19 protein-coding genes and 3 pseudogenes are annotated in these 19086 nt (G+C 70.1%); 12 read left to right on the top strand and 10 right to left on the bottom strand.

All coding sequences use genetic code 11. From position 1 onward, the window contains the following. The 3 genes and pseudogenes from ACZ7H1_RS36595 to ACZ7H1_RS36585 form a co-directional block, all read right to left on the bottom strand. Nucleotides 1–119, bottom strand: a pseudogene (locus ACZ7H1_RS36595) (IS630 family transposase); the annotation flags it as partial. A gap of 476 nt (nt 120–595) precedes the next feature. Further along, nucleotides 596–1621: a hemolysin family protein gene (locus ACZ7H1_RS36590; RefSeq protein ID WP_470792723.1), complete on the bottom strand. Its 1026-nt coding sequence runs from the start codon at nt 1619–1621 to the stop codon at nt 596–598. Next, the gene (locus ACZ7H1_RS36585) at nt 1618–2949 is read right to left on the bottom strand and encodes a hemolysin family protein (RefSeq protein WP_470792721.1); all 1332 of its coding nucleotides are present in this window, start codon (nt 2947–2949) and stop codon (nt 1618–1620) included. Before ACZ7H1_RS36585 ends, ACZ7H1_RS36590 begins: the two co-directional genes overlap by 4 nt. A gap of 378 nt (nt 2950–3327) precedes the next feature. Here ACZ7H1_RS36585 and ACZ7H1_RS36580 point away from each other — a divergent pair, with 378 nt between their 5' ends. Next, the gene (locus ACZ7H1_RS36580; RefSeq protein WP_470792720.1) at nt 3328–3546 is read left to right on the top strand and encodes a hypothetical protein; all 219 of its coding nucleotides are present in this window, start codon (nt 3328–3330) and stop codon (nt 3544–3546) included. 393 nt (nt 3547–3939) lie between these two features. On the opposite strand, the gene ACZ7H1_RS36575 is transcribed toward ACZ7H1_RS36580, so the two are convergent. After that, nucleotides 3940–4356 (bottom strand): hypothetical protein, encoded by a 417-nt coding sequence (locus ACZ7H1_RS36575; protein ID WP_470792718.1) that lies wholly within the window; start codon nt 4354–4356, stop codon nt 3940–3942. 236 nt (nt 4357–4592) lie between these two features. Here ACZ7H1_RS36575 and ACZ7H1_RS36570 point away from each other — a divergent pair, with 236 nt between their 5' ends. Both ACZ7H1_RS36570 and ACZ7H1_RS36565 read left to right on the top strand, forming a co-directional pair. Further along, entirely contained in the window at nt 4593–5633 is a 1041-nt protein-coding gene (locus ACZ7H1_RS36570; RefSeq protein WP_470792716.1) for a sporulation protein, read from the top strand. Nucleotides 5634–5738: 105 nt separating this feature from the next. Next, nucleotides 5739–6194, top strand: a complete 456-nt coding sequence (locus ACZ7H1_RS36565; protein ID WP_470792715.1) for a tellurite resistance TerB family protein — start codon at nt 5739–5741, stop codon at nt 6192–6194. 286 nt (nt 6195–6480) lie between these two features. On the opposite strand, the gene ACZ7H1_RS36560 is transcribed toward ACZ7H1_RS36565, so the two are convergent. Next, nucleotides 6481–7389, bottom strand: coding sequence for an NAD(P)-dependent oxidoreductase (locus ACZ7H1_RS36560; protein WP_470792713.1), 909 nt, complete (start codon nt 7387–7389; stop codon nt 6481–6483). 49 nt (nt 7390–7438) lie between these two features. Between ACZ7H1_RS36560 and ACZ7H1_RS36555 the strand changes: the two genes are divergently transcribed. Together ACZ7H1_RS36555 and ACZ7H1_RS36550 are read left to right on the top strand one after the other, a co-directional pair. Then, on the top strand, nt 7439–7795 hold the full coding sequence (locus ACZ7H1_RS36555) for a winged helix-turn-helix transcriptional regulator (protein ID WP_470792712.1): 357 nt from the start codon (nt 7439–7441) through the stop codon (nt 7793–7795). A 48-nt stretch (nt 7796–7843) separates the two neighbouring features. Continuing rightward, the gene (locus ACZ7H1_RS36550; protein ID WP_470792725.1) at nt 7844–8101 is read left to right on the top strand and encodes a transposase; all 258 of its coding nucleotides are present in this window, start codon (nt 7844–7846) and stop codon (nt 8099–8101) included. On the opposite strand, the pseudogene ACZ7H1_RS36545 reads toward ACZ7H1_RS36550, so the two are convergent. The 3 genes and pseudogenes from ACZ7H1_RS36545 to ACZ7H1_RS36535 form a co-directional block, all read right to left on the bottom strand. After that, nucleotides 8077–8262 (bottom strand): annotated as a pseudogene (locus ACZ7H1_RS36545) (universal stress protein); the annotation flags it as partial. The gene ACZ7H1_RS36550 and the pseudogene ACZ7H1_RS36545 overlap by 25 nt on opposite strands. A gap of 140 nt (nt 8263–8402) precedes the next feature. Further along, entirely contained in the window at nt 8403–9335 is a 933-nt protein-coding gene (locus ACZ7H1_RS36540) for a M56 family metallopeptidase (RefSeq protein WP_470792710.1), read from the bottom strand. A gap of 6 nt (nt 9336–9341) precedes the next feature. Continuing rightward, on the bottom strand, nt 9342–9743 hold the full coding sequence (locus ACZ7H1_RS36535; protein ID WP_470792708.1) for a BlaI/MecI/CopY family transcriptional regulator: 402 nt from the start codon (nt 9741–9743) through the stop codon (nt 9342–9344). A 393-nt stretch (nt 9744–10136) separates the two neighbouring features. Between ACZ7H1_RS36535 and ACZ7H1_RS36530 the strand changes: the two genes are divergently transcribed. Both ACZ7H1_RS36530 and ACZ7H1_RS36525 read left to right on the top strand, forming a co-directional pair. Then, entirely contained in the window at nt 10137–10712 is a 576-nt protein-coding gene (locus tag ACZ7H1_RS36530) for a TerD family protein (protein ID WP_470792707.1), read from the top strand. A 470-nt stretch (nt 10713–11182) separates the two neighbouring features. Next, the gene (locus ACZ7H1_RS36525) at nt 11183–11764 is read left to right on the top strand and encodes a TerD family protein (protein WP_470792705.1); all 582 of its coding nucleotides are present in this window, start codon (nt 11183–11185) and stop codon (nt 11762–11764) included. 234 nt (nt 11765–11998) lie between these two features. Here ACZ7H1_RS36525 and ACZ7H1_RS36520 read toward each other — a convergent pair whose 3' ends face one another. Then, the gene (locus ACZ7H1_RS36520; RefSeq protein WP_470792704.1) at nt 11999–12169 is read right to left on the bottom strand and encodes a hypothetical protein; all 171 of its coding nucleotides are present in this window, start codon (nt 12167–12169) and stop codon (nt 11999–12001) included. A gap of 471 nt (nt 12170–12640) precedes the next feature. On the opposite strand from ACZ7H1_RS36520, the gene ACZ7H1_RS36515 reads away from it, so the two are divergent. The 3 genes from ACZ7H1_RS36515 (at nt 12641) to ACZ7H1_RS36505 (ending at nt 15642) form a co-directional block, all read left to right on the top strand. After that, a complete protein-coding gene (locus ACZ7H1_RS36515) occupies nt 12641–14623 on the top strand; it encodes an APC family permease (protein ID WP_470792702.1) in 1983 nt (660 codons plus the stop codon). A gap of 94 nt (nt 14624–14717) precedes the next feature. Continuing rightward, nucleotides 14718–14861, top strand: coding sequence for a hypothetical protein (locus ACZ7H1_RS36510; RefSeq protein WP_470792700.1), 144 nt, complete (start codon nt 14718–14720; stop codon nt 14859–14861). 577 nt (nt 14862–15438) lie between these two features. Beyond that, a complete protein-coding gene (locus ACZ7H1_RS36505) occupies nt 15439–15642 on the top strand; it encodes an EF-hand domain-containing protein (protein WP_470792699.1) in 204 nt (67 codons plus the stop codon). A gap of 75 nt (nt 15643–15717) precedes the next feature. On the opposite strand, the gene ACZ7H1_RS36500 is transcribed toward ACZ7H1_RS36505, so the two are convergent. Beyond that, a complete protein-coding gene (locus tag ACZ7H1_RS36500) occupies nt 15718–16086 on the bottom strand; it encodes a DUF6207 family protein (RefSeq protein ID WP_470792697.1) in 369 nt (122 codons plus the stop codon). A 235-nt stretch (nt 16087–16321) separates the two neighbouring features. Between ACZ7H1_RS36500 and ACZ7H1_RS36495 the strand changes: the two genes are divergently transcribed. Beyond that, complete coding sequence (locus tag ACZ7H1_RS36495) at nt 16322–18907, top strand: FG-GAP repeat domain-containing protein (RefSeq protein WP_470792695.1); 2586 nt, start codon at nt 16322–16324, stop codon at nt 18905–18907. A gap of 60 nt (nt 18908–18967) precedes the next feature. Beyond that, a pseudogene (locus ACZ7H1_RS36490) lies at nt 18968–19086 on the top strand (IS630 family transposase); the annotation flags it as partial.

The raw sequence follows: 19086 nt of genomic DNA, 5'->3' as shown, positions 1-19086 counted from the left end.
TCCTTTGCGATCTCCGTACTGCCCCGCCCGTCGGCGAACATGGCGACCGCTTCCATCCGGACCCGCTCACGGAACGCTTGCCTCTCCGCGGTCAGTCCCCCACCCTGCGGATACCTCATACACCCGGCATATCGCGACGATCACCAACCGTCAGCCCCTACGACAAGACGACTTCAAGGTCAGTAGTAGGCGCAAGGAGGGCCTCCCCACAGGAGGCCCTCCTTCACGTGAGGGCACAGCACTCCCGATGCGGCGTAGGCCCCCCACGCCGTGTGCCGTGCGCCATTGGGATGACCTGAGCGGACTCGACGCCTCAACGACCACCGCAGTCCGGGGCCGGTTCGCGGACTGGCGTTGTGGGCCGGCCCAGACCGACCCTCCACGCCGAGTCACCAGAGACCACCGGCCCGTCTGCCGGCCCGGTTCGCCTCCACCGCTCGGCCTGCACGCAGGGCCGAGCGGCCGCTGAGTCCGGCCAATTCCCGCTCCTGCCCGATCCCGTACACAGGGCAGAGACGCCGCGGCCGGCGTACTGACCGGCCGAACCGCCGGTGGCCGACCCCGTCGGGGCCGGCCACCGTGGTGCGGGAGGCGGTCAGGCGCCGGGGTCGCGGGCCGTGCCGACGAGCTCTTCGAGGAGGTCTTCCATGGTGACGAAGCCGAGGACGGTGCCCTTGCTGCCGGTGACGGCCGCGAGGTGGGTACCCGCCGCGCGCATCGCGGTCATGGTGTCGTCGAGCGGGGTGTCGAGCGCGACCTTGGTGATCGGGTGCAGCGACGCACGCGGGAAGGGCTGGTCGCGCTCGGGGGCACCGAGGGCGTCCTTGATGTGCAGGTAGCCCAGGATCGCCTCGCCGGGTCCGGTGACCGGAAGGCGCGAGAAGCCGCGGTCGGAGGCCGTGCGCTCCAACTGCCGCGGGGTGATGTCGTGGCCGACGGTCGCCACGCGCTCCAGGGGCACCATCACCTCGCCGACCGGCCGGGTGCCGAGCTCCAGGGCGTCCTGGAGGCGCTCGCCGTCCTCGGGGCCGAGGAGACCGGCCGCGGACGAGTCCTTGACCAGGCGGGCGAGTTCGTCGTCGGTGAACACGGAGCCGACCTCGTCCTTGGGCTCCACCTTCAGCAGCCGCAGCAGCGCGTTCGCGAAGGCGTTGATGCCGAAGACGAACGGCCGCAGGGCGCGGGTGAGGGCGACCAGCGGCGGGCCGAGGAGCAGCGCGGTGGGGGCCGGGGCGGCGAGGGCGATGTTCTTCGGCACCATCTCGCCGACGAGCATGTGGAGGTATGTCGCCAGGGTGAGCGCGATGACGAAGGCGACCGGGTGGATCAGTCCCTCGGGCACGCCGATGGCGTGGAACGGGGGTTCCAGCAGGTGCGCGATGGCCGGCTCGGCGACCGCGCCCAGGACGAGGGAGGAGACGGTGATGCCGAGCTGGGCGGTCGCCATCACCGCGGAGAGGTGTTCCAGCCCCCACAGCGTGGTCGTGGCCCGCCGGTTGCCCTTGAGCGCGGCGGGTTCGATCTGGCTGCGGCGCACCGAGATCAGGGCGAACTCGGCGCCGACGAAGAAGGCGTTGGTGATGAGGGTGAAGGCGCCGATCAGCAGCTGGACGGTGGTCATCGGCCCTGCTCCTCGGTGATGGTGGCGACGACCGGTGCGGTGATCGTCACCCGGTCCGCGCGGTGGTGCTCTATGTCGAGCACGGTGAGCTCCCAGCCGTCGACGGTGAGGGCGTCACCCTCGACGGGGATGCGTTCCAGACGGGTCGCGATCAGGCCGGCAAGGGTCTCGTACGGGCCCACGGGCACGGTGAAGCCGATCTCCTCCAGCTCGTCGAGGCGGAGGCTTCCGTCGGCCTCCCAGACGCGGCGGCCGTCCTGCTCGGGGCCTTCGAGGAGGTCGGGGACCTCCATCGGGTCGTGCTCGTCGCGTACCTCGCCGACGACCTCTTCGACGATGTCCTCGACGGTGGCGACCCCGGCGGTGCCGCCGTACTCGTCGATGATCACGGCCATGGTGCGGGCCTTGCGCAGCCGTCCGAGGAGGGTGTCCACGGGCAGCGAGTGGGGCACCAGCAGCGGCTCGGTCATCAGCTCGGTGACTTCCGTCTTGACCCGGTGCTCCTCCTCGAGAGCGAGGACGTCTCGGATGTGCAGAGTGCCGATGACCTGGTCCAGGGTGTCGCGGTAGACGGGGAAGCGGGAGACGCCGGTGGCCAGGGTCAGGTTCGCCGCGTCCGCGGCGGTGGCGTGGGCCTCCAGGGCCCTGACGTCGATACGCGGGGTCATCACGTTCTCCGCCGTCAGCTCGCCCAGGTGCAGGGTCTTGACGAACAGCTCGGCCGAGTCCGCCTCGATGGCGCCCGCGCGGGCCGAGTGGCGGGCCAGGGCCACCAGCTCCTCCGGGGTACGGGCGGAGGCCAGCTCCTCGGCGGGCTCCAGGCCGAAGCGGCGCACGAGGCGGTTCGCGGTGTTGTTCAGGTGCCGGATCAGCGGCCCGAACGCGGCCGTGAAGGCGCGCTGCGGCCCGGCAACGACCTTCGCCACCGCGAGGGGGCGGGAGATCGCCCAGTTCTTCGGGACGAGTTCACCCACGACCATCAGCACAACCGTCGAGGCCGCCACGCCCAGCAGGGTCGCGGTGGTCGACACCGCACCCGCGGGAAGCCCGATCGCTTCGAGGGGGCCGCGCAGGAGGGCGGAGACGGAGGGCTCGGCAAGCATGCCGATCACCAGCGAGGTCACCGTGATACCCAGCTGGGCTCCGGACAGCTGGAAGGTCAGACGCTTGGCGGCCTTCAACGCGCCTTCCGCACCGCGCTCACCGGCGGCCGCGGCGCGTTCGAGTTCACTGCGCTCGACGGTGGTGAGAGAGAACTCGGCGGCGACGAACACCGCACACACCAGCGTCAGAGCCAGCGCGAGAAGCAGCAGCAGGATCTCGGTCACCGTGCCACCCCCGCTCCCGGCTCAAAGGTTCTCGGGCTGGGCGTGGCACGGCTGGGACTGGGAGGTTCACCCATTGCGGGTCTGCTGCTCCTTCTTCACTCGTTCGGACCGGCTGCCGGTCCGGGGTCTGGGCGGGTCGGTATCCGCACGACAACTGTAAAGGGTCGGTAAAGGGACTGGCCAGTGGCATTTCGCACTACGAGAAGGGTGGCCCTTTCGGACTTTCCAGCCCAACCTTTCGCCCGTGCGCCCCCTGGCTGCCGTGCTGCTCCTATGCTTCTACATGCTTGTAGATAGTGCCAGGGCGGGGTGGCGTATTCCGCACTGCCCCGGCCTTGGTGCACGCCGGTCAGGCGTGCGTACAGGAGGGGAACAGCCGTGGCTTCGATCGATCTGGACAAGGTGCTGGACAAGGCGTGGGCGGACAGGAGCCTGCCCGAGGTGCTGGCCGCGCCGGTATCCGCGCTCAAGGGGGTCTCCGACCGGCAGGGTGAGCTGCTCAAGGAGGCGTTCGGCATCAAGTCGGTCGCCGACCTGGCCGAATTGAAGTACGTCGGCTGGGCGCAGGCCCTGGCGGCTCTGGAAGCGGCGAAGTAGCACCCGCGCCGGGCGGCGCTGCGGCCCCGGAAGCCTCGGGCCCGCGGCGCTGCTTCGGCGCGCTGGCTTTATTCACGCGATTGGGCAGCAGTTGTTCACCACTTCCGACAGCACCCCGAGGGGCTGACAATTCGAACAGGCCCGCCGCCAGTCGCTCCTCGCCGACGTCGGCAACTCCATGACGCTGAGTTGGTCTCAGGGGTAGTCCTTCGCGGTGGGTGATCGCGCGGTGAGCCTGGCCGGGCGGTCTGCGACAACCGGCCGCAGTGGGTGCATCGAGGTGGCGGTTGAGCTTCTGACCGCTGATGGGACCGCGACCCCTTCGTACGGCCTGGAAGCGAAGAAGCCCTCGCCAGATTCTGGCGAGGGCTTCTTCACACTCTGGGGAAATGCTCAGGAGGGAGAGCCTGCCGCTCCCAACCCGTTGAGGCCGCCAGTCAAGGAGCTGAGGGGTGAGCCCTTGTCACCGCCGCCGGTGAGGGACGAGAGGGGGCTGGCGCTGCCGAGGGGCGAGCCGGATGCGCCCTCGCCAGAGGCGTCGCTGGGGGTGGCGCCGCTGATTGGTGCCCCCTTGAGGAGCCCGCCCAACAAAGCAGTGACCTGTTCCAAGTTGCCCAGGCCACTGGTCAGGCCGCTGGCACCACCGTCCGAAGCGACGTTCGAATTCAGGGGGTCCTTTCCAGCGGACGCCAGGTTGTTGAGGGGCAGCGAGTCCACGCCCGGCACGGCGCTTCCTCCGTCGGCGTGAGCCGGAGCTGCAAGGGAAACGCTGGCGAGAACCAGCATCCCTGAGGTGATGATCTTCTTCATGTCAGGTCAACGAGCACGGGCTCCACTGGCAACTCTCGATGGTCAAATCCGCCCTGACCCGGCATCGACGGCCCCATCGGCAGGGCTGCCGGCTCACAGGGCTCGCCACCCGGCCTCGAACAGTGATGATCTGGGGTGCTGTCGGAAGTGGTGAACAACTGCTGCCCAATCTCGTGAACAAAGCCAGCGCGCTCAAGGCAATCAGCACATGACGCACATGAAGGAGAACGCACGCCATGGTGTTCAAGCGTTTGCTCGGATCGATGGGGGTCGGCGGGCCCGCCGTGGACACGGTTCTCGCCCCCGTCACCGCGGCGCCCGGCGGCAGCCTGACCGGTGAGGTGCGCCTGACCGGCGGCCGGGCGGACTTCGACCTCGAGCGCATCACTCTCGAACTCGTCGCCCGCGTCGAAGCCGAACGCGACGGGGGCGAGCACGAGGGCGCGGCCGCCTTCGCGCGTTTCGACGTCGGCGGTGGCTTCCGCCTCGCCGAGGGTGAGCACCGCAGCGTGCCGTTCGCGATCAACCTTCCGTGGGAGACGCCCATCACGCAGCTGCACGGGCAGCCGCTCGGCATCGTCCTGGGGGTACGAACCGAGCTGGGAGTGGCCGGCGCCAAGGACAAGGGCGACCTCGACCCGCTCGCGGTGGGACCGCTGCCGGTCCAGGAGGCGGTCCTGGAAGCGTTCGGTCAGCTCGGCTTCGGTTTCAAGTCCGCCGACCTCGAGTACGGCCGCATCAACGGCACCGGCCAGCAGCTGCCGTTCTACCAGGAGATCGAGCTCACCCCCGCACCCCAGTACGGCCACCAGCTCAACGAGATCGAGGTGACCTTCCTCGCCAATCCCGGCGGAATGGAGGTCGTCCTGGAAGCCGACAAGCGCGGCGGGCTGTTCTCCGGCGGCCACGACGCGCTGGGGCGGCACCACGTCAGCCACGAGGGCGCTGCCCACCGGGACTGGAACGCGGTCGTCGACTCCTGGATCAGCCAACTGCTCGATGCTCACTCGGCCCGTATCGCCCACCACCCGCACGGGCATGCGGAGGCCCACGGCCTTCACGCCCACAAGGGCGATCACAGCCACCACGGGCACGACAGCCACCACGGCGGCCACCGCTCCGGCCCGGGCATGGGCACCGTCGCCGCCGGCGCCGCGGGCCTCGCGGTCGGCGTGGTCGGCGTGGTCGGAGGCATGGTCGCCGCCGAAGCCGTCGACGAGATCGGCGACTTCTTCGAAGGCGACGACGAGGAAGGCAACGGGGACGAGGAGGCGTAGCAGCCTCACCTCCCACGGCCCTTCTACATTGGTGTAGAACTGTAGGTGTCCGGGCCGGACCGTCCGTCCCCGGCCCGGACACCCCTACGACCCGGTGGAGTTGGCATGGCCCTGTGGGACCGCATCAAGGAATCAGCCCAGCAGATGCAGACACAGCTGGAAGCGAAGAAGACCGACCTCAAGTCCGGCGCGTTCCGCGACGCGTCCATGGCGATGTGCGCCCTGGTCGCCGCGGCCGACGGCAGCATCGACCCTGCCGAACGCCAGCGCGTCGCCCAGCTGATCGCCACCAATGAGGTACTGCGCAACTTCGACGCCGCGGACCTCCAGCGTCGCTTCGACGACAATCTGGGCAAGCTGACCGCCGACTTCGCGTTCGGCAAGGTCAGCGTCCTGCAGGAGATCGCCAAGGCGAAGAAGAAGCCCGCCGAGGCCCGCGCCGTCATCCAGATCGGCATCGTCATCGGCGGCGCAGACGGCGACTTCGACAAGACCGAACAGGCCGTCGTCCGCGAAGCCTGCTACACCCTCGACCTGCCCCCGCACGAGTTCGACCTCTGACCCAACATCGGGCCGCCGCCGGGAGACTGATGCGGATCAACCCCGCGGACGATCGCGGTCGGCATCGTCGCCGCCCCCATTGCCGCAGCTCTCGGGGTCGCTGACACCAGGGGCATCGACTGGACGCGGGCGGTGGGGCACCCAGGCGGGGCCACACCGCACGCCCGGTGCCAGGGCGTGTGTCGGAAGTCCCGTCGTCCGCTCGCAGGGCGGGCCTTGCGGCGTCCGGTGCGTCGAGGGTGCGTGCCGGGCGTCGCGAGAGGCAGACGGGAGTTCCGACACTCGCCTAGCCGGTCTGCCGTCCCAGCACCTCGGTGAGCCGGATGAATCCGTCGGTGCCGTGGCCGAGCCCGATGACGCGCCGCGCCTGCCCTTCCGCCGCACGCAGTACGGCGGCGTCGATGCCATGCCGCTCCGAAGTGTGCACGATGTGGGCCATGGACGACACCGCCGAGGTGATCGGGTTGTCCTCCCCGGAGTAGGTGCCGGCGGCCACGTCCTCGGCGGTCCCCTCGAAGACCGACGGCAGGATCTCCCCGATCCCCTTGGCGAAGGGGGCCAGCTCCCGCGCGCTGATCCCCTCGGCCTGCGCCACGGCCAGCGCGTGGGCGTAGCCCGCCATGGCCGTCCAGAAGATGTCGAGCAGGGCGATGTCGTACGCCGCCGCCCGGCCGACGTCGTCGCCGAGGAAGGTGTGCGTACCGCCGAGCGCCGCCAGCACGGCCCGGTGCTCCTCGTGCACACCCTCCGGACCGCTGTACAGGAAGACCGCACCCGGTGTCCCGATGGTGACCGTCGGCGTCATGATCGCGCCGTCCAGGTAGCCGATGCCGTGCTCGGCGGCCCAGGCGGCGGTGCCCCTGGCCCGGTCGGGCGTGTCCGCGGTCAGGTTTACCACGGACCTGCCCTTGAGGGCCTCGGCCACCGCGTGGTCGCACAGGACGGCGTCGACGGCGTCGTAATTCACCACGCACACCACGACGAGATCGCTTGCCGCGACGGCCTCGGCGGCGGACACGGCGCCTGCCGCGCCCCGCGCCACCAGGTCGCGGTCCTTGCCCGGGGTGCGGTTCCACACCGTCGTACGCACTCCGGCGTCCAGGAACGCTCCGGCCAGTGCGCGGCCCATGGGGCCGAGCCCGAGGACGGTCACGGAAGATTCTCGGGTAGCGGGCTGTTGGGGGTACGAGGGCATGCCGGAACTCTCCTTGCACAACTGATACTTATCGATACAGGGGGTAAAAGTGACGCGTAGTCGGGCCGCGGACGTGAACGTCTGCGGAGTGACCGCCGCGATTGCGGTGATCGACGGCAAGTGGAAGACGGCCCTGCTCTGGGCCCTGGAATCGGGCCCGCAACGCCCCGGGGAACTGCGCCGACGGCTGCCGGGCCTCAGCGAGAAGGTGCTGACCCACGCGCTGCGGGAGATGGCGGACGACGGCCTCGTGCAGCGCGAAGTGCACGACGTACTGCCGTTGAAGACCGTCTACTCGCTGACCGCCTTCGGCAGTGAACTCGCCGACACCCTGGCCCCGTTGGCCGACTGGGGCCACCGCCGCCTCGACCGGCTCGCGGAAGCGAACGAACAGCAGGCGCTCTGACCTTCCTCGCTCCCTTCCACCTCTGCGCTTCGCCGACCGCGTGCCTCAATCCTGTCCGCACCGCCGAGCAGCGACAAGTACCCACCTTTTTGTGGGTACCGCCTGCGGGAACCGCGGATCACGCTCCCGGGCCGGGCCGGACGAGACCCCCGTCAGTGGAAAGCTGCGGGGGTCCGTCTGGAGCCGCTGTCGCCCAGGGGCAAGAAGCCGGGGCGACCGCCGGTATGGACCAGGCGGCAGCTGGTCGACGGCATACGGTTTCGTACCCGCACCGGCGTCCCGTGGCGGGACGTCCCGGAGCGCTGACCCAACGGCGAGCCGCCGCGTGGTACGTGCATGGCAGGCCAGGTGAAGGCATGAACCACTCGCAGTTCCACACCCCGCAACGACGCCTCGCGCGCCGCGGTGTCCACCGCGCTCAGCGCGGAAGGCGAGCCGTCCACGCCCACCACCACCGGCCCGGTCATCGCTTCGCCCTTCGTGAAAGGCGGTCGCCCCGCTCAGTCCCCTACCCTTCCAGCTTCCCCCGGTGTCATGCCGTCGGCCACGGGACGCCGTCGCGACCAACGTCGCGCCGCCGTGAGGCTGCGGGGCCTTCGCCCTCCCGCTACAGGGGGGTCGCCGCCTGAAGGATGAAGTACAGGGTGACGGCCGAGTTCGCCGAGGACAGGGCCGAGGCGGCGGTGCCCGCCGCCGCAACCCAGACGGCGAGCCCCACCGCAGTGAAAGCCGGAGGCCAGTTCCGGCCGGCGGGTGCCGGCCCGAGGAGGGCGGCTACCCGGCGCGGAACCGGCCCGGCGGCAGCGATCCCCGCCAGGGTGGCCAGGGGCGTGCCGCGGCTGATCAGCGCAGCCCGGCCGATGGCCACGGCCACGGTGCGTCGGCTGCCGACGGTGGTGGCGGCGTCTTCGTCCGCCCACCGCTCGGCGGTGTAGGTCACGGCGGAGCGCAGAGGCCGCAGGAAGGGGTTCGCGCGGGCAGCGAGCTGTACCGCGAGGAGGAAGCGGTGGTGGCGGCCGGCCAGGTGGGCACGCTCGTGCGCGAACAGCGCCCGGCGCTCTCGGGAACTCAGCGCGGCGAGCATGCCGGAACTCACCACGACACGGTCACGCCGCCCGCCGGGCAGCGCGTACGCATACGGTGCGTCGTCGGGCAGAACGGCCACGGCCGTGCCGGGCAGGCCGGAAAGCGCGCGGTCGCTGCGCCGACGCACCCGGTGATGGCGCCACGCCGCCGACGTGCACGAGGCGATCACTGACAAGAGTGCGGGGATGGCCGCCTTGCCCGCCACCTCGTCGTACGGCACCGCCTCGCGTACTTCCGGGTCCGACCAGCCGTCCGGCAGCGGATTGCCCGGCAACTGCGCCGTACCCACGACCATCAGCAGCGCAAGGCACAGCGTGCTGCACACCGCGAACACGGCGGCGACACCCGACAGCAGCCACGTCGCGGTACGCGGATGAAGATGATGCTCGGCCAGGCGGGCGATCGGCCATGCCGTTAACGGCAGGACCAGCGGCAGGAAGACGAAGACCCCCATACCCCGTCAGTCTTCCCCTTCGTGGGGTGCCTGCGCCAGCAGGTCCCGCAGCAGCCGTTCGTCCCTGGGGGACAGAGCGGTGACGAAACTCGCGAGGACCGCCTCCCGGTCGCTCTCGCCGTCCAGCACCTTGCGCATCCGCAGCGCGGCGAGCCCGGATTCGTCGGCGACCGGCGTCCACTCGAAAGACCGGCCCACCCGCTCCCGGGCCACCGCACCCTTGGCATGGAGCCGCGTCAGGATGGTGATCACGGTGGTGTAGGCGAGATCGCCCACGAGCTGCTCCTGCACCCAGCCCGCGGTCGCCGGACCCGGTGCCTGGCGCAGCGCCGCAAGTACTTCCGCCTCAAGCGCGCCCTGGCCTCGCCGGCGGGAATGCTCGGCACCGCCCCTGTTCTGGTCCGTCATGCCGTCAACCTCCCGCCGTATGGCCCCCACGCGAACGGGGCGGTTCATCGTACAGACCGCGCAATGCATCCATCTGTCTCCGGCCTCGTCCTGTTCACCTCACTCGGGGTCGCGGCACCGTCAGGAGGACACCGGGGAGCGAAGTGTCACCGGTGGAGAGGTGGGGCCACGCGAACGCTTCATCCAGGACAGCCACCCAGCGGAGGTTTTCAGTACGGCTCGGCGGCCACAGGATTCGCGTTCGGGCCACCCCTGCCACCCAGCCAAACGGCGCACGACGCGGCTGCAGAACCTGCGGATACACCACCCCGTTTTCTACAGTGTTGTAGATTTTCTTCGGAGCTGACGGGTCGGCCGGACGCCGTCCCGCGGACGCTGTGAAAGGGATGTCGCATGGGTGTGAGCCTGTCCAAGGGTGGCAATGTTTCACTGAGCAAGGAGGCCCCGGGCCTGACCGCCGTACTGGTCGGCCTGGGCTGGGACGTGCGGACGACCACCGGGGTCGACTTCGACCTCGACGCCAGTGCGCTGCTGGTGAACGCCTCCGGGAAGGTCCCCTCCGACCAGCACTTCGTCTTCTACAACAACCTCAAGAGCCCCGACGGTTCCGTCGAGCACACCGGAGACAATCTGACGGGTGAGGGCGAGGGGGACGACGAGGTCGTCAAGGTCGACCTCGCCACGGTGCCCGCAGAGGTCGACAAGATCGTCTTCCCGGTGTCCATCCACGACGCCGAAACCCGCAACCAGAGCTTCGGCCAGGTCAGGGGCGCGTTCATCCGCGTCGTCAACCAGGCCGGCGGGGCGGAGATCGCCCGCTACGACCTCTCCGAGGACGCATCGACCGAGACCGCGATGGTCTTCGGCGAGCTCTACCGCAGCGGCGCGGAGTGGAAGTTCCGCGCCGTCGGCCAGGGCTACGCCTCCGGTCTGGCTGGGATTGCCGCAGACTTCGGCGTCGGCGTCTGATCGCTCGGAGAGCGCCGGTGGACAGGCCCCGCAAGGCCTGCCCGCCGGCGCGCCACGGCCGCTGCCCGACCGCCCCTTCGGGTGATCTCCATGAAGACGCCGGTCCCTGGCGACGGGCCGACTGCGGACCAGGCTTGGCTCGCTCGGCAGGCACGCGCGCCCCTTGCCCTGAACCACGTAGGCATGACCTGCTGCGGACACTCTCGCCGAACGCCGGTCTGCCCGTCACCGCGGCAGCAGTTGCTGTGACGCATGGGCCGGACCCTCACCAGCCGCATCGCCGCTCCGCGCCTGCGTCGGCCGCGCACGCCGCCGACGGCCCTGGCCAGGCCTTTCGATCCCCCCATGCCGCTGCGCCCCCTGCCGTCGAATTCTACAGTGCTGTAGATTTTTCCTGTCGCGCCACCGCGCGATGGGCCGTTGAACTTCGGCCGTTGAACTTTGGCCCCCAGAACAGCAGGAGGACACCGGTGGGAATCAATCTCAGCAAGGGCCAGCAGATCAGCCTGGAGAAGCCCGGTGGCGGCACTCTGAGCGTGGTGCGGATGGGGCTGGGATGGCAGGCCGCGCCGCGTAAGGGCTTCCTCGCCCGGATGACCGCCCGGGAAATCGACCTGGACGCCTCGGCCGTCCTCTTCGCGGGAAAGGAGCCGGTGGACGTGGTCTTCTTCCAGCAGCTGGTCAGCAAGGACGGATCAGTGCGTCACACAGGTGACAATCTCGTGGGCGGCGCCGGCCAGGGCGGGGATGACGAGTCGATCCTTGTGGACCTGGCGCGGGTGCCGGTGCACGTCGACCAGATCGTCTTCACCGTCAACTCCTTTACCGGGCAGACCTTCGCCGAGGTGGAGAACGCCTTCTGTCGCCTCATCGACGAGAGCAACGGCCAGGAACTGGCCCGCTACACCCTCTCCGGCGGCGGCAAGTACACCGCACAGGTCATGGCCAAGGTCCACCGCTCCGCAGCAGGTTGGAGCATGTCCGCGATCGGGGAGCCGGCCGACGGCCGTACCTTCAAGGACCTGCTTCCTGCCATCGCCACCCACCTCTGACCTCACCGGCCCCGCCGGGCTGCCTGCGCCTGGCCGCCGGGGAGCCTGGTCGGCCAGACGGCCGTGGTCCGTCAGCCCCGGTCGCCACGTGCCGCCGGGCCAGGGCCGCTCGTCAGGGTCCTGCCGACGGGGGGTTCATACCGCACCCGGTAGGAGGGGCGTTGCCGACCGGGCGAGGCCGCCTCCTCGGGGTGGCGGCCCTTCGGCACGTTCTCACGCCTGCGCCTCGGCTCCTTACCGGTCGTCGCGAGTGTCGTCGAACGACGACCGGCGGCTTTCCCGCTCGCGGAGCTCCTTCAGCTTGTCCTGGGTTTCCCTGTGGCGCTGCTGCGCCTCGTCCTTGCTGGTGCCCATGACGTCCTCGGCGGCTTCCTTGAGCTTCTTTGCCTTGTCCTTCATGCTCATGACGATTCTCCTCATGCCAGGCGTGGGTGGGATGGGTCCATCTCAGGAACGCACGTCTCGGCGTGCCGGCCCTCCTGGTCCATGCCGTTCGGGTGACGTGCCGGACTGGAGCGTGCCCGTGCCGGGCCGGTCCGGGCTCGTCGGAGTCCTGCACCGCGTTAGGGATGCGTCAAGATTTTCTGGAGCCGTGCGCCCTGGTTCCCCTCCTCGTGTCCTTGCGGGCAGCCGGCATCGAGGTCCATGAGCTGGGCTTTAATCGGTTCTGTGTCCGTTACTTGTGGATTCGTTGCGGTCTGGGTCTGGTAGTCGGACGGTGGTCTTGAATGCCTGGGCAAGGGGCATGCGCGCCCTGTGCGCCGCCTGCTTGGGCGGGTGCCTGCGGGCGGCAGGCACATACTCAGTGTTCGTCGTGAGGCCTCGAGTGGTCTTGCGCGGATGCGATGGACATGCCGGGAAGGGTTGATGGCAGATATGAGGCAGGCGAATGAGCCGGCGATGCCGGAGGTGGTGGACACCCCCGCTCAGCGGGCTCAGCCCACGGGCAAGGTGGCGCAGTGGATGCTGCGGCACCGGGTGCAGCCGGTGGGGCCTGCCGCCGGCGAGGGGCATGCGCAGCCTCATGCCTGGTGGAAGGTGATGTGCCTGACCGGCGTCGACTACTTCTCCAGCCTCGCCTACGTTCCCGCGATCGCAGCCCTCGCCGCAGGAGCCGTCTCCCCGCTGGCGACCTTGCTGATCGTGGCGCTGACGCTGGCAGGGATGCTGCCGATGTACCGGCGGGTGGCGAAGGAGAGCCCGCACGGTGCCGGTTCGGTGGCGATGCTGGAGGACCTGCTGCCGTTCTGGTGGGGCAAGCTGTTCGTGCTGGTCCTCCTCGGGTTCGTGGCCACCTCGTGGATCATCACGATCACCCTGTCGACCGCGGACGCCTCCGTGCACGTCGTGGAGAACCCGTTCTTCCCCTCCGCCCTGCACGGCCACGAAGTCGCCCTCACCGTCGCGCTGCTGCTGGTCCTGGGCGGGGTGTTCCTCCTCGGATTCAGCGAGGCAGTGAGCGTGGCCATCCCCCTGGTCGCCGTCTTCCTCGTGCTGAACGCGGTCGTCATCGGCGTCGGCCTGGTCCACGTCATCACCACGCCGGGCGCGTACGCGGCGTGGACCGATGCCCTTGTCGAAGGCGGCGGCGGTTTCGGTGACCTGATGGGGCCGGCGCTGCTCGCGTTCCCGCTGCTGGTGCTGGGCCTGTCCGGGTTCGAAACCGGAGTGAGCATGATGCCGCTCGTGGCCGCCGACGGCGCCGACGCCGAGCAGCGGATGCGCTCGCGGATCCGCAACACCCGCCGCCTGCTGACCACAGCCGCCCTGATCATGAGCGTCTACCTGCTCTCGGCGAGCTTCGTCACGACCGTCCTGATCCCGCACGAGGCGTTCGAACCGGGCGGCGCCGCGAACGGCCGCGCCCTGGCGTGGCTGGCCCACGAACACGTGGGGGAGGCGTTCGGCACCGTCTACGACATCAGCACCATCCTGATCCTGTGGTTCGCCGGCGCCTCGGCCATGGCGGGGCTGGTCAACATCGTCCCCCGCTACCTGCCCGACTACGGTATGGCCCCCGAATGGGGACGCGCGGTGCGCCCGGTCGTGATCGTCTACACCGCCCTGTGCATCCTCATCACGATCGCCTTCGACGCCGACGTCGACGAACAGGCCGGCGCCTACGCCACCGGCATCCTGGCCATGATGGTCTCCGGCGCCTTCGCCGTCACCATCTCCGTCGCCCGCCACCGCCGCCGCACCCCCACCACCGGCTTCGCCCTGCTGACCGCCGTCCTGCTCTACGCCCTGGTCGCCAACATCATCGACAAGCCCGACGGCCTCGTCATCTCCGCCTTCTTCATCGCCGGCATCATCGCCGTCTCCCTGATCTCCCGGGTGGCACGCACCACCGAACTGCGCGCCGACCGCATCGTCTTCGACGAACACGCCCGCCTGTTCATCAACGACACCCTCGCCCACGACGGCGCCATCAACATCATCGCCAACCGCCGCCAGGCCGGCGACATCGACGAATACAGCGCCAAGGAACGCGAACAGCGCGGCGTCAACCCGGTGCCCGGTCAGGCCGACGTCCTCTTCCTCGAGATCGATGTCATCGACCCCTCGGACTTCAGCGACACCCTCACCGTCCACGGCGTCGAAATCGACGGCTACCGCATCCTGCGCGCCGACGCCCCGGCCGCCCCGAACGCCATCGCCGCGATCCTCCTCGCTCTGCGCGATGCCACCGGGGTTCAGCCGCAATGCCACTTCGCCTGGGCCGAGGGCAGCCCGCTGGTGCACATGGTCCGCTACTTCCTCCTCGGCCGCGGCGACACCGCACCGGTGACCCGGGAGATCATCCGCAGCCACGAACCCGACCCCGCCCGCCGCCCCGGCATCCACGTCGGCGGCTGACCAGCCCCGCAAACAGGCAGCCACAGCGCACGGACGTGAAGCGCACATGACCGAAAGGGCGTATCTGGACATGAGGTCGAGGCCGGATCGCCGGATGCTCATCCGGATCATCACCCTCACGCTCTGCGCTGCCGCCATGATCGCGGCAGGGCTGGCTGCCGAGTGGTGGTGGCTGCTCGGCATCGGCGTGTGGACCCTGATCGTCGCCTTCCTCACGGAAATGATCTACCGCCCGTAGCCGGTGCTCCTGCGGACGGAGGCCTACCGAAACGAGGGCCTCGATACGTTGCCGACGAGGGGTCGGTGGTCGGGAGCCGGGTTGAAATCGCGTTGCGTCGCCGGGCCGGTCCCCATGCCCCCGCCGGGGAGGTGCGGACGCTGCTGGTGAGGCGGAAGGTCTCGTCGTCGTAGGGGCTGTTGCTCTGGCCCCACACCAGGGCGAGGGCGCCGCCGCGGCCCGCGCCGATGCGGAGCGCGACCACGTTTTCGCCTTCGGCCACCACCGGCACGGGTGCACCGCAGGCCCCGGCTCCCACGGCCCGGCTGACGACCTGGACGACGGCCGGGCCCGCGGCCTTGGTGTGCTGGAAGGAGGCGTGGACCGTGCCCTGGTGGTCCACCGCCGTGTAGGAGCCGCCCGGTCCGGTGGCCACCTCGTACGAGCCCGGGCAGGCCACCTGCGAGGGGCGGCTCGCCCACCCCGGCCGGAGCGTGGAGGCAGGCCCAAGGCTCGGCCGTCAGCGCGATGTTGATGGTGTGGCAGGGTGGTGGGGCATGTGGGCCTTCGGGGCCTGTGAACGCGAGAGGGGTATGTCATGAACGAGGCCGAGCTCAGGGCGCTGTTCGCCGAGATCGACACGGACGGCGACGGGCGGATCAGCATCGTCGAACTGGCGGAGGGGTTCAAGGCCGAGGGCGCCCAGGGGCACCTCGCTGAAGAGGTCAAGAAGGCCATGACGGCCGACGTGAACCACGACGGGGTCCTCGACTTCGAAGAGTTCCGCACCCTGCTGAAGTAGCGGCAGGCCTGACAGCCTGGGCAAGCCTTAGGGGAGTCTGGGCAAGCCGCCTGCGGGAACGGCTTGCCCACCCTGCTACGGGCGCCGGCGCCCGGGGCGCAGGACGTCGGAGTAGACCCGGGCCCGGACCCCGGGCTCGCCGGGATCCCTGCGCACCGGGCCGATGCCCGAGGTCGCCCAGCGCTCCTTCAGCGTGGCCATGACAGCATGGACCGTGTCCTCGTCCGCGCCCGTGGTGTTCAGCACCACCAGGCCGGGTTCCGCGGTGTACTGCTCGTCGATCGGCTTCAGTACCCTGCGACGGCCGGTCGGAGCGAGGCGGTTCGCCGCGGGTGCCGCGGCCACCCGTACGAGGGAGTCGGCCGTGACGGTGCAGGCCGCAACCGCCGTGCTCAGGGCGATCCGCAGACGTCTGATGGTGCTCCGGTTCGTGGTTCCTCTCATCTTCCCCCGGGCAGGACGCGGTCCCTCCCCTTGGTTCGCCACAAAAGGCCGCACGCATGCAACCGCGACAGCGCTGTGGGGTCAATGTTCCACGTGATCGAGAGGCGTGGTTCCGGCCAGGTGCGTGTTTTTCCTTCTCCCGTACAACCGTTGGCCTGCTTGCAGTGTCAAACCCTCGATCGGTATTTGATCATCAGTGCGAGCAACATGCTCGACGGGGAAGGGAATCAACTCCATGGGCAAGCGCGCCCGTTCGCAACGCAGCCTGGCCGCCGCCGTGGCCACCGCCGCACTCGTCGTCTCCGGCGGTGCCGTCACACCGCTGCTCACCGCGGGGACGGCCGTCGCCGCCCCACTGCCGAAGTGGCAGACGCCGGTCGAGGTCGGTCCCTGGGGCGATTTCGGCGCCCTGAAGGTGGCCACGGCCTCCGACGGCAGCGCGGTCGCCGCGTGGTGGGTGCTCGCGGGCATGGGGCAGGAGCTCCGCGTGGCCGTGCGGCCTGCCGGGACCGACCACTGGGGCCCGGCCACCAAGCTCGCCGGCGTGCCCACCAACCGCGGAGATGACCAGCTCAGGCTGGTCCCTGACACGGACGGCAGGGTCACCGCCATCTGGCCGGAGTACCCCTCCGACCAGGGATCGGACTCGCCCCCGATGGCCTCGCGCCTGATGTCCGCCAGCCTTGCCAAGGGCGTCTGGTCGAAGCCGGCGACCCTCCTCGACACCGCGGCCGACGAGTACATCGGCGCCGTGGAGATCGCGGCCGGGCCGGGGGGCACCGCCACCGCCGCCTGGTCCTCCCACCCCGTAGGGGCGGACGAGTGGAAGGTCAGCACCTCCGACCGGGCCGCGGACGGCACCTGGTCCAAGCCCGTCACGGTGGCCTCCCCGGCGGTGGGCGGCGGCCACGTCAGCGGCGCCGACGTGGCCGTGGACGCCCAGGGCACGGCCGTGGTGAGCTTCCTGCGCACCACAGTGAAGGGGGACAGCGGCCGCATCTACGACAGCGTGTCGGCAGTCGAGACGGTCACCCGTACCGCCCCCGGCGCGCCCTGGTCGGCCCCGGTCGCCCACACCCCGCAGACCAGGAGCCTCTTCGCGCCCCGGATCGCCTCGGGTCCCAACGGTGCCATGGCGCTGTCATGGTCGAAGAGCGCGGACAACGACGAGAACCTCGAGTCCGTCAACATCTCCGTCCGCCCCTCCGCGGCAGCCGGCTGGGGCACCCCGGCCACGACGTCCGGTTCCTCCGAGGGCTCGGTGGAGTCGCCCGAGCCGCTGGTCGCCCCCGACGGGGACGTCACCGTCGTGTGGTCGGAGCTCCAGGACCGCGGGGACTCGAGCGGCCTGGGCACCGTCAACCTCGCCGGCACGCTACGCGGGGGAACCGGCACCTGGCAGCGGCAGTCCCTGTCCGGGGGAGGCAAGGACCTCTGGGGCCTCAACGCCTCCATCGGCCCCGACGGGACCGTGCGCGTGATGTGGTCCGAATACGAGCCTGGTGAGAGCTGGCACCTGGTGCACGCCGCCCGGACCTCCTCCGACGACACGTGGACCGATGCCGGGGAGGTGGCCGGCACCACCGGGTTCGGGCTCCGCGGAGTCGTGTCGGCGGGCCCGGCCGGCTCGGCCACCCTGCTCGCCAACATCAAACGCGGCCAGTCGTACGGCGTCCTCTACTCCGCCCGGGCCACGGACGAGCCCCCGCTCGGCGTCGGCTCCTCCACCGTGCCCGCGACCGCCCCGCTCGCCCGGAGCACCGGCTCGAACACCGTGTGGGCGCCGGTCTGGAACCTCACCCGGCCCGTGTCCAGATGGTCCCTGACCCTCACGGACTCCGCCGGCAACACCGTTGCGACCCTGACCGGCACCGGCACCACCCAGAAGATCGCCGCCGCCTGGAAGGGCCGTACCCGGACCGGGGCGATGCCCGTGAACGGCCGGCTGACCTGGAAGCTCAGGGGCACCGCCGTCAACGCGCCCCGGACGACCGTGCTGGGATCAGGCAAGGTCACGGTCACCGGCGGCGCCGCCGCCCCGCGGGACTTCGGCAGCAAGGCGGGCAGGCCCGACGGCCTGGGCGACCTGTTCCAGACCACCGCCACGAGCCTGCGCACCGCCTACGGGTACACGGGCACCGGCAACCTCCGCGGCAGTATCACCACCACCGGCTGGCCCAAGGGGTTCAGGCCCGTCCCCATGGGCGACATGAACGGTGACCGCTGCAACGACACCCTCGTACGCCTCGCGACCGGCGAGATGCGCCTCTACACCCCCGCCTGTGGTGAGGCCCTCAAGCCCACCACGAAGCACAAGGTCCTGGGCAAGGGCTGGAACGCGTACGACATCCTCAGCTCGCCCGGGGACGTCACCAAGGACGGCCGCCCCGACCTGGTCGCCCGCGACCCCAAGACCGGCGGCCTGTACCTCTACACCACCACCAGGACGGGCGTCCTGGCCCCGCGCACCAACCTGAGCAACGGTTTCAAGGCGTACAAGCAGATCGTCGGTACGGGCGACCTCAACGGCGACGGCGTCGGGGACTTGATCCTGCAGGACAACCTCGACCAGCTGTGGCGCAGCTACGGCACGGGCACCGGCACGTTCGGATCCCGCAAGCTGCTCGTGGGCAACTGGGGCAGCTCCTACAACGCCGTCGTGGGCGTGGGCGACATCACTGGCGACGGCCGGGCCGACGTGGTCGCCCGGGACCGGGCAGGTGCCCTGTGGCGCTACAACGGCACGGGCCGCGGCACCCTCAGCGGCCGGGCGAAGATCGCCACCGCCGGCTGGCAGGTATACGCCGGCATCCACTACTGACCTTGAAGTCGTCTTGTCGTAGGGGCTGACGGTTGGTGATCGTCGCGATATGCCGGGTGTATGAGGTATCCGCAGGGTGGGGGTCTGACCGCGGAGAGGCAAGCGTTCCGTGAGCGGGTCCGGATGGAAGCGGTCGCCATGTTCGCCGACGGGCGGGGCAGTACGGAGATCGCAAAGGA

This window comes from Streptomyces sp. NPDC037401 (genome assembly GCF_055602345.1).
Note: the sequence above shows the minus strand (reverse complement) of the source record. Positions and strands in the feature narration are given on the sequence as shown.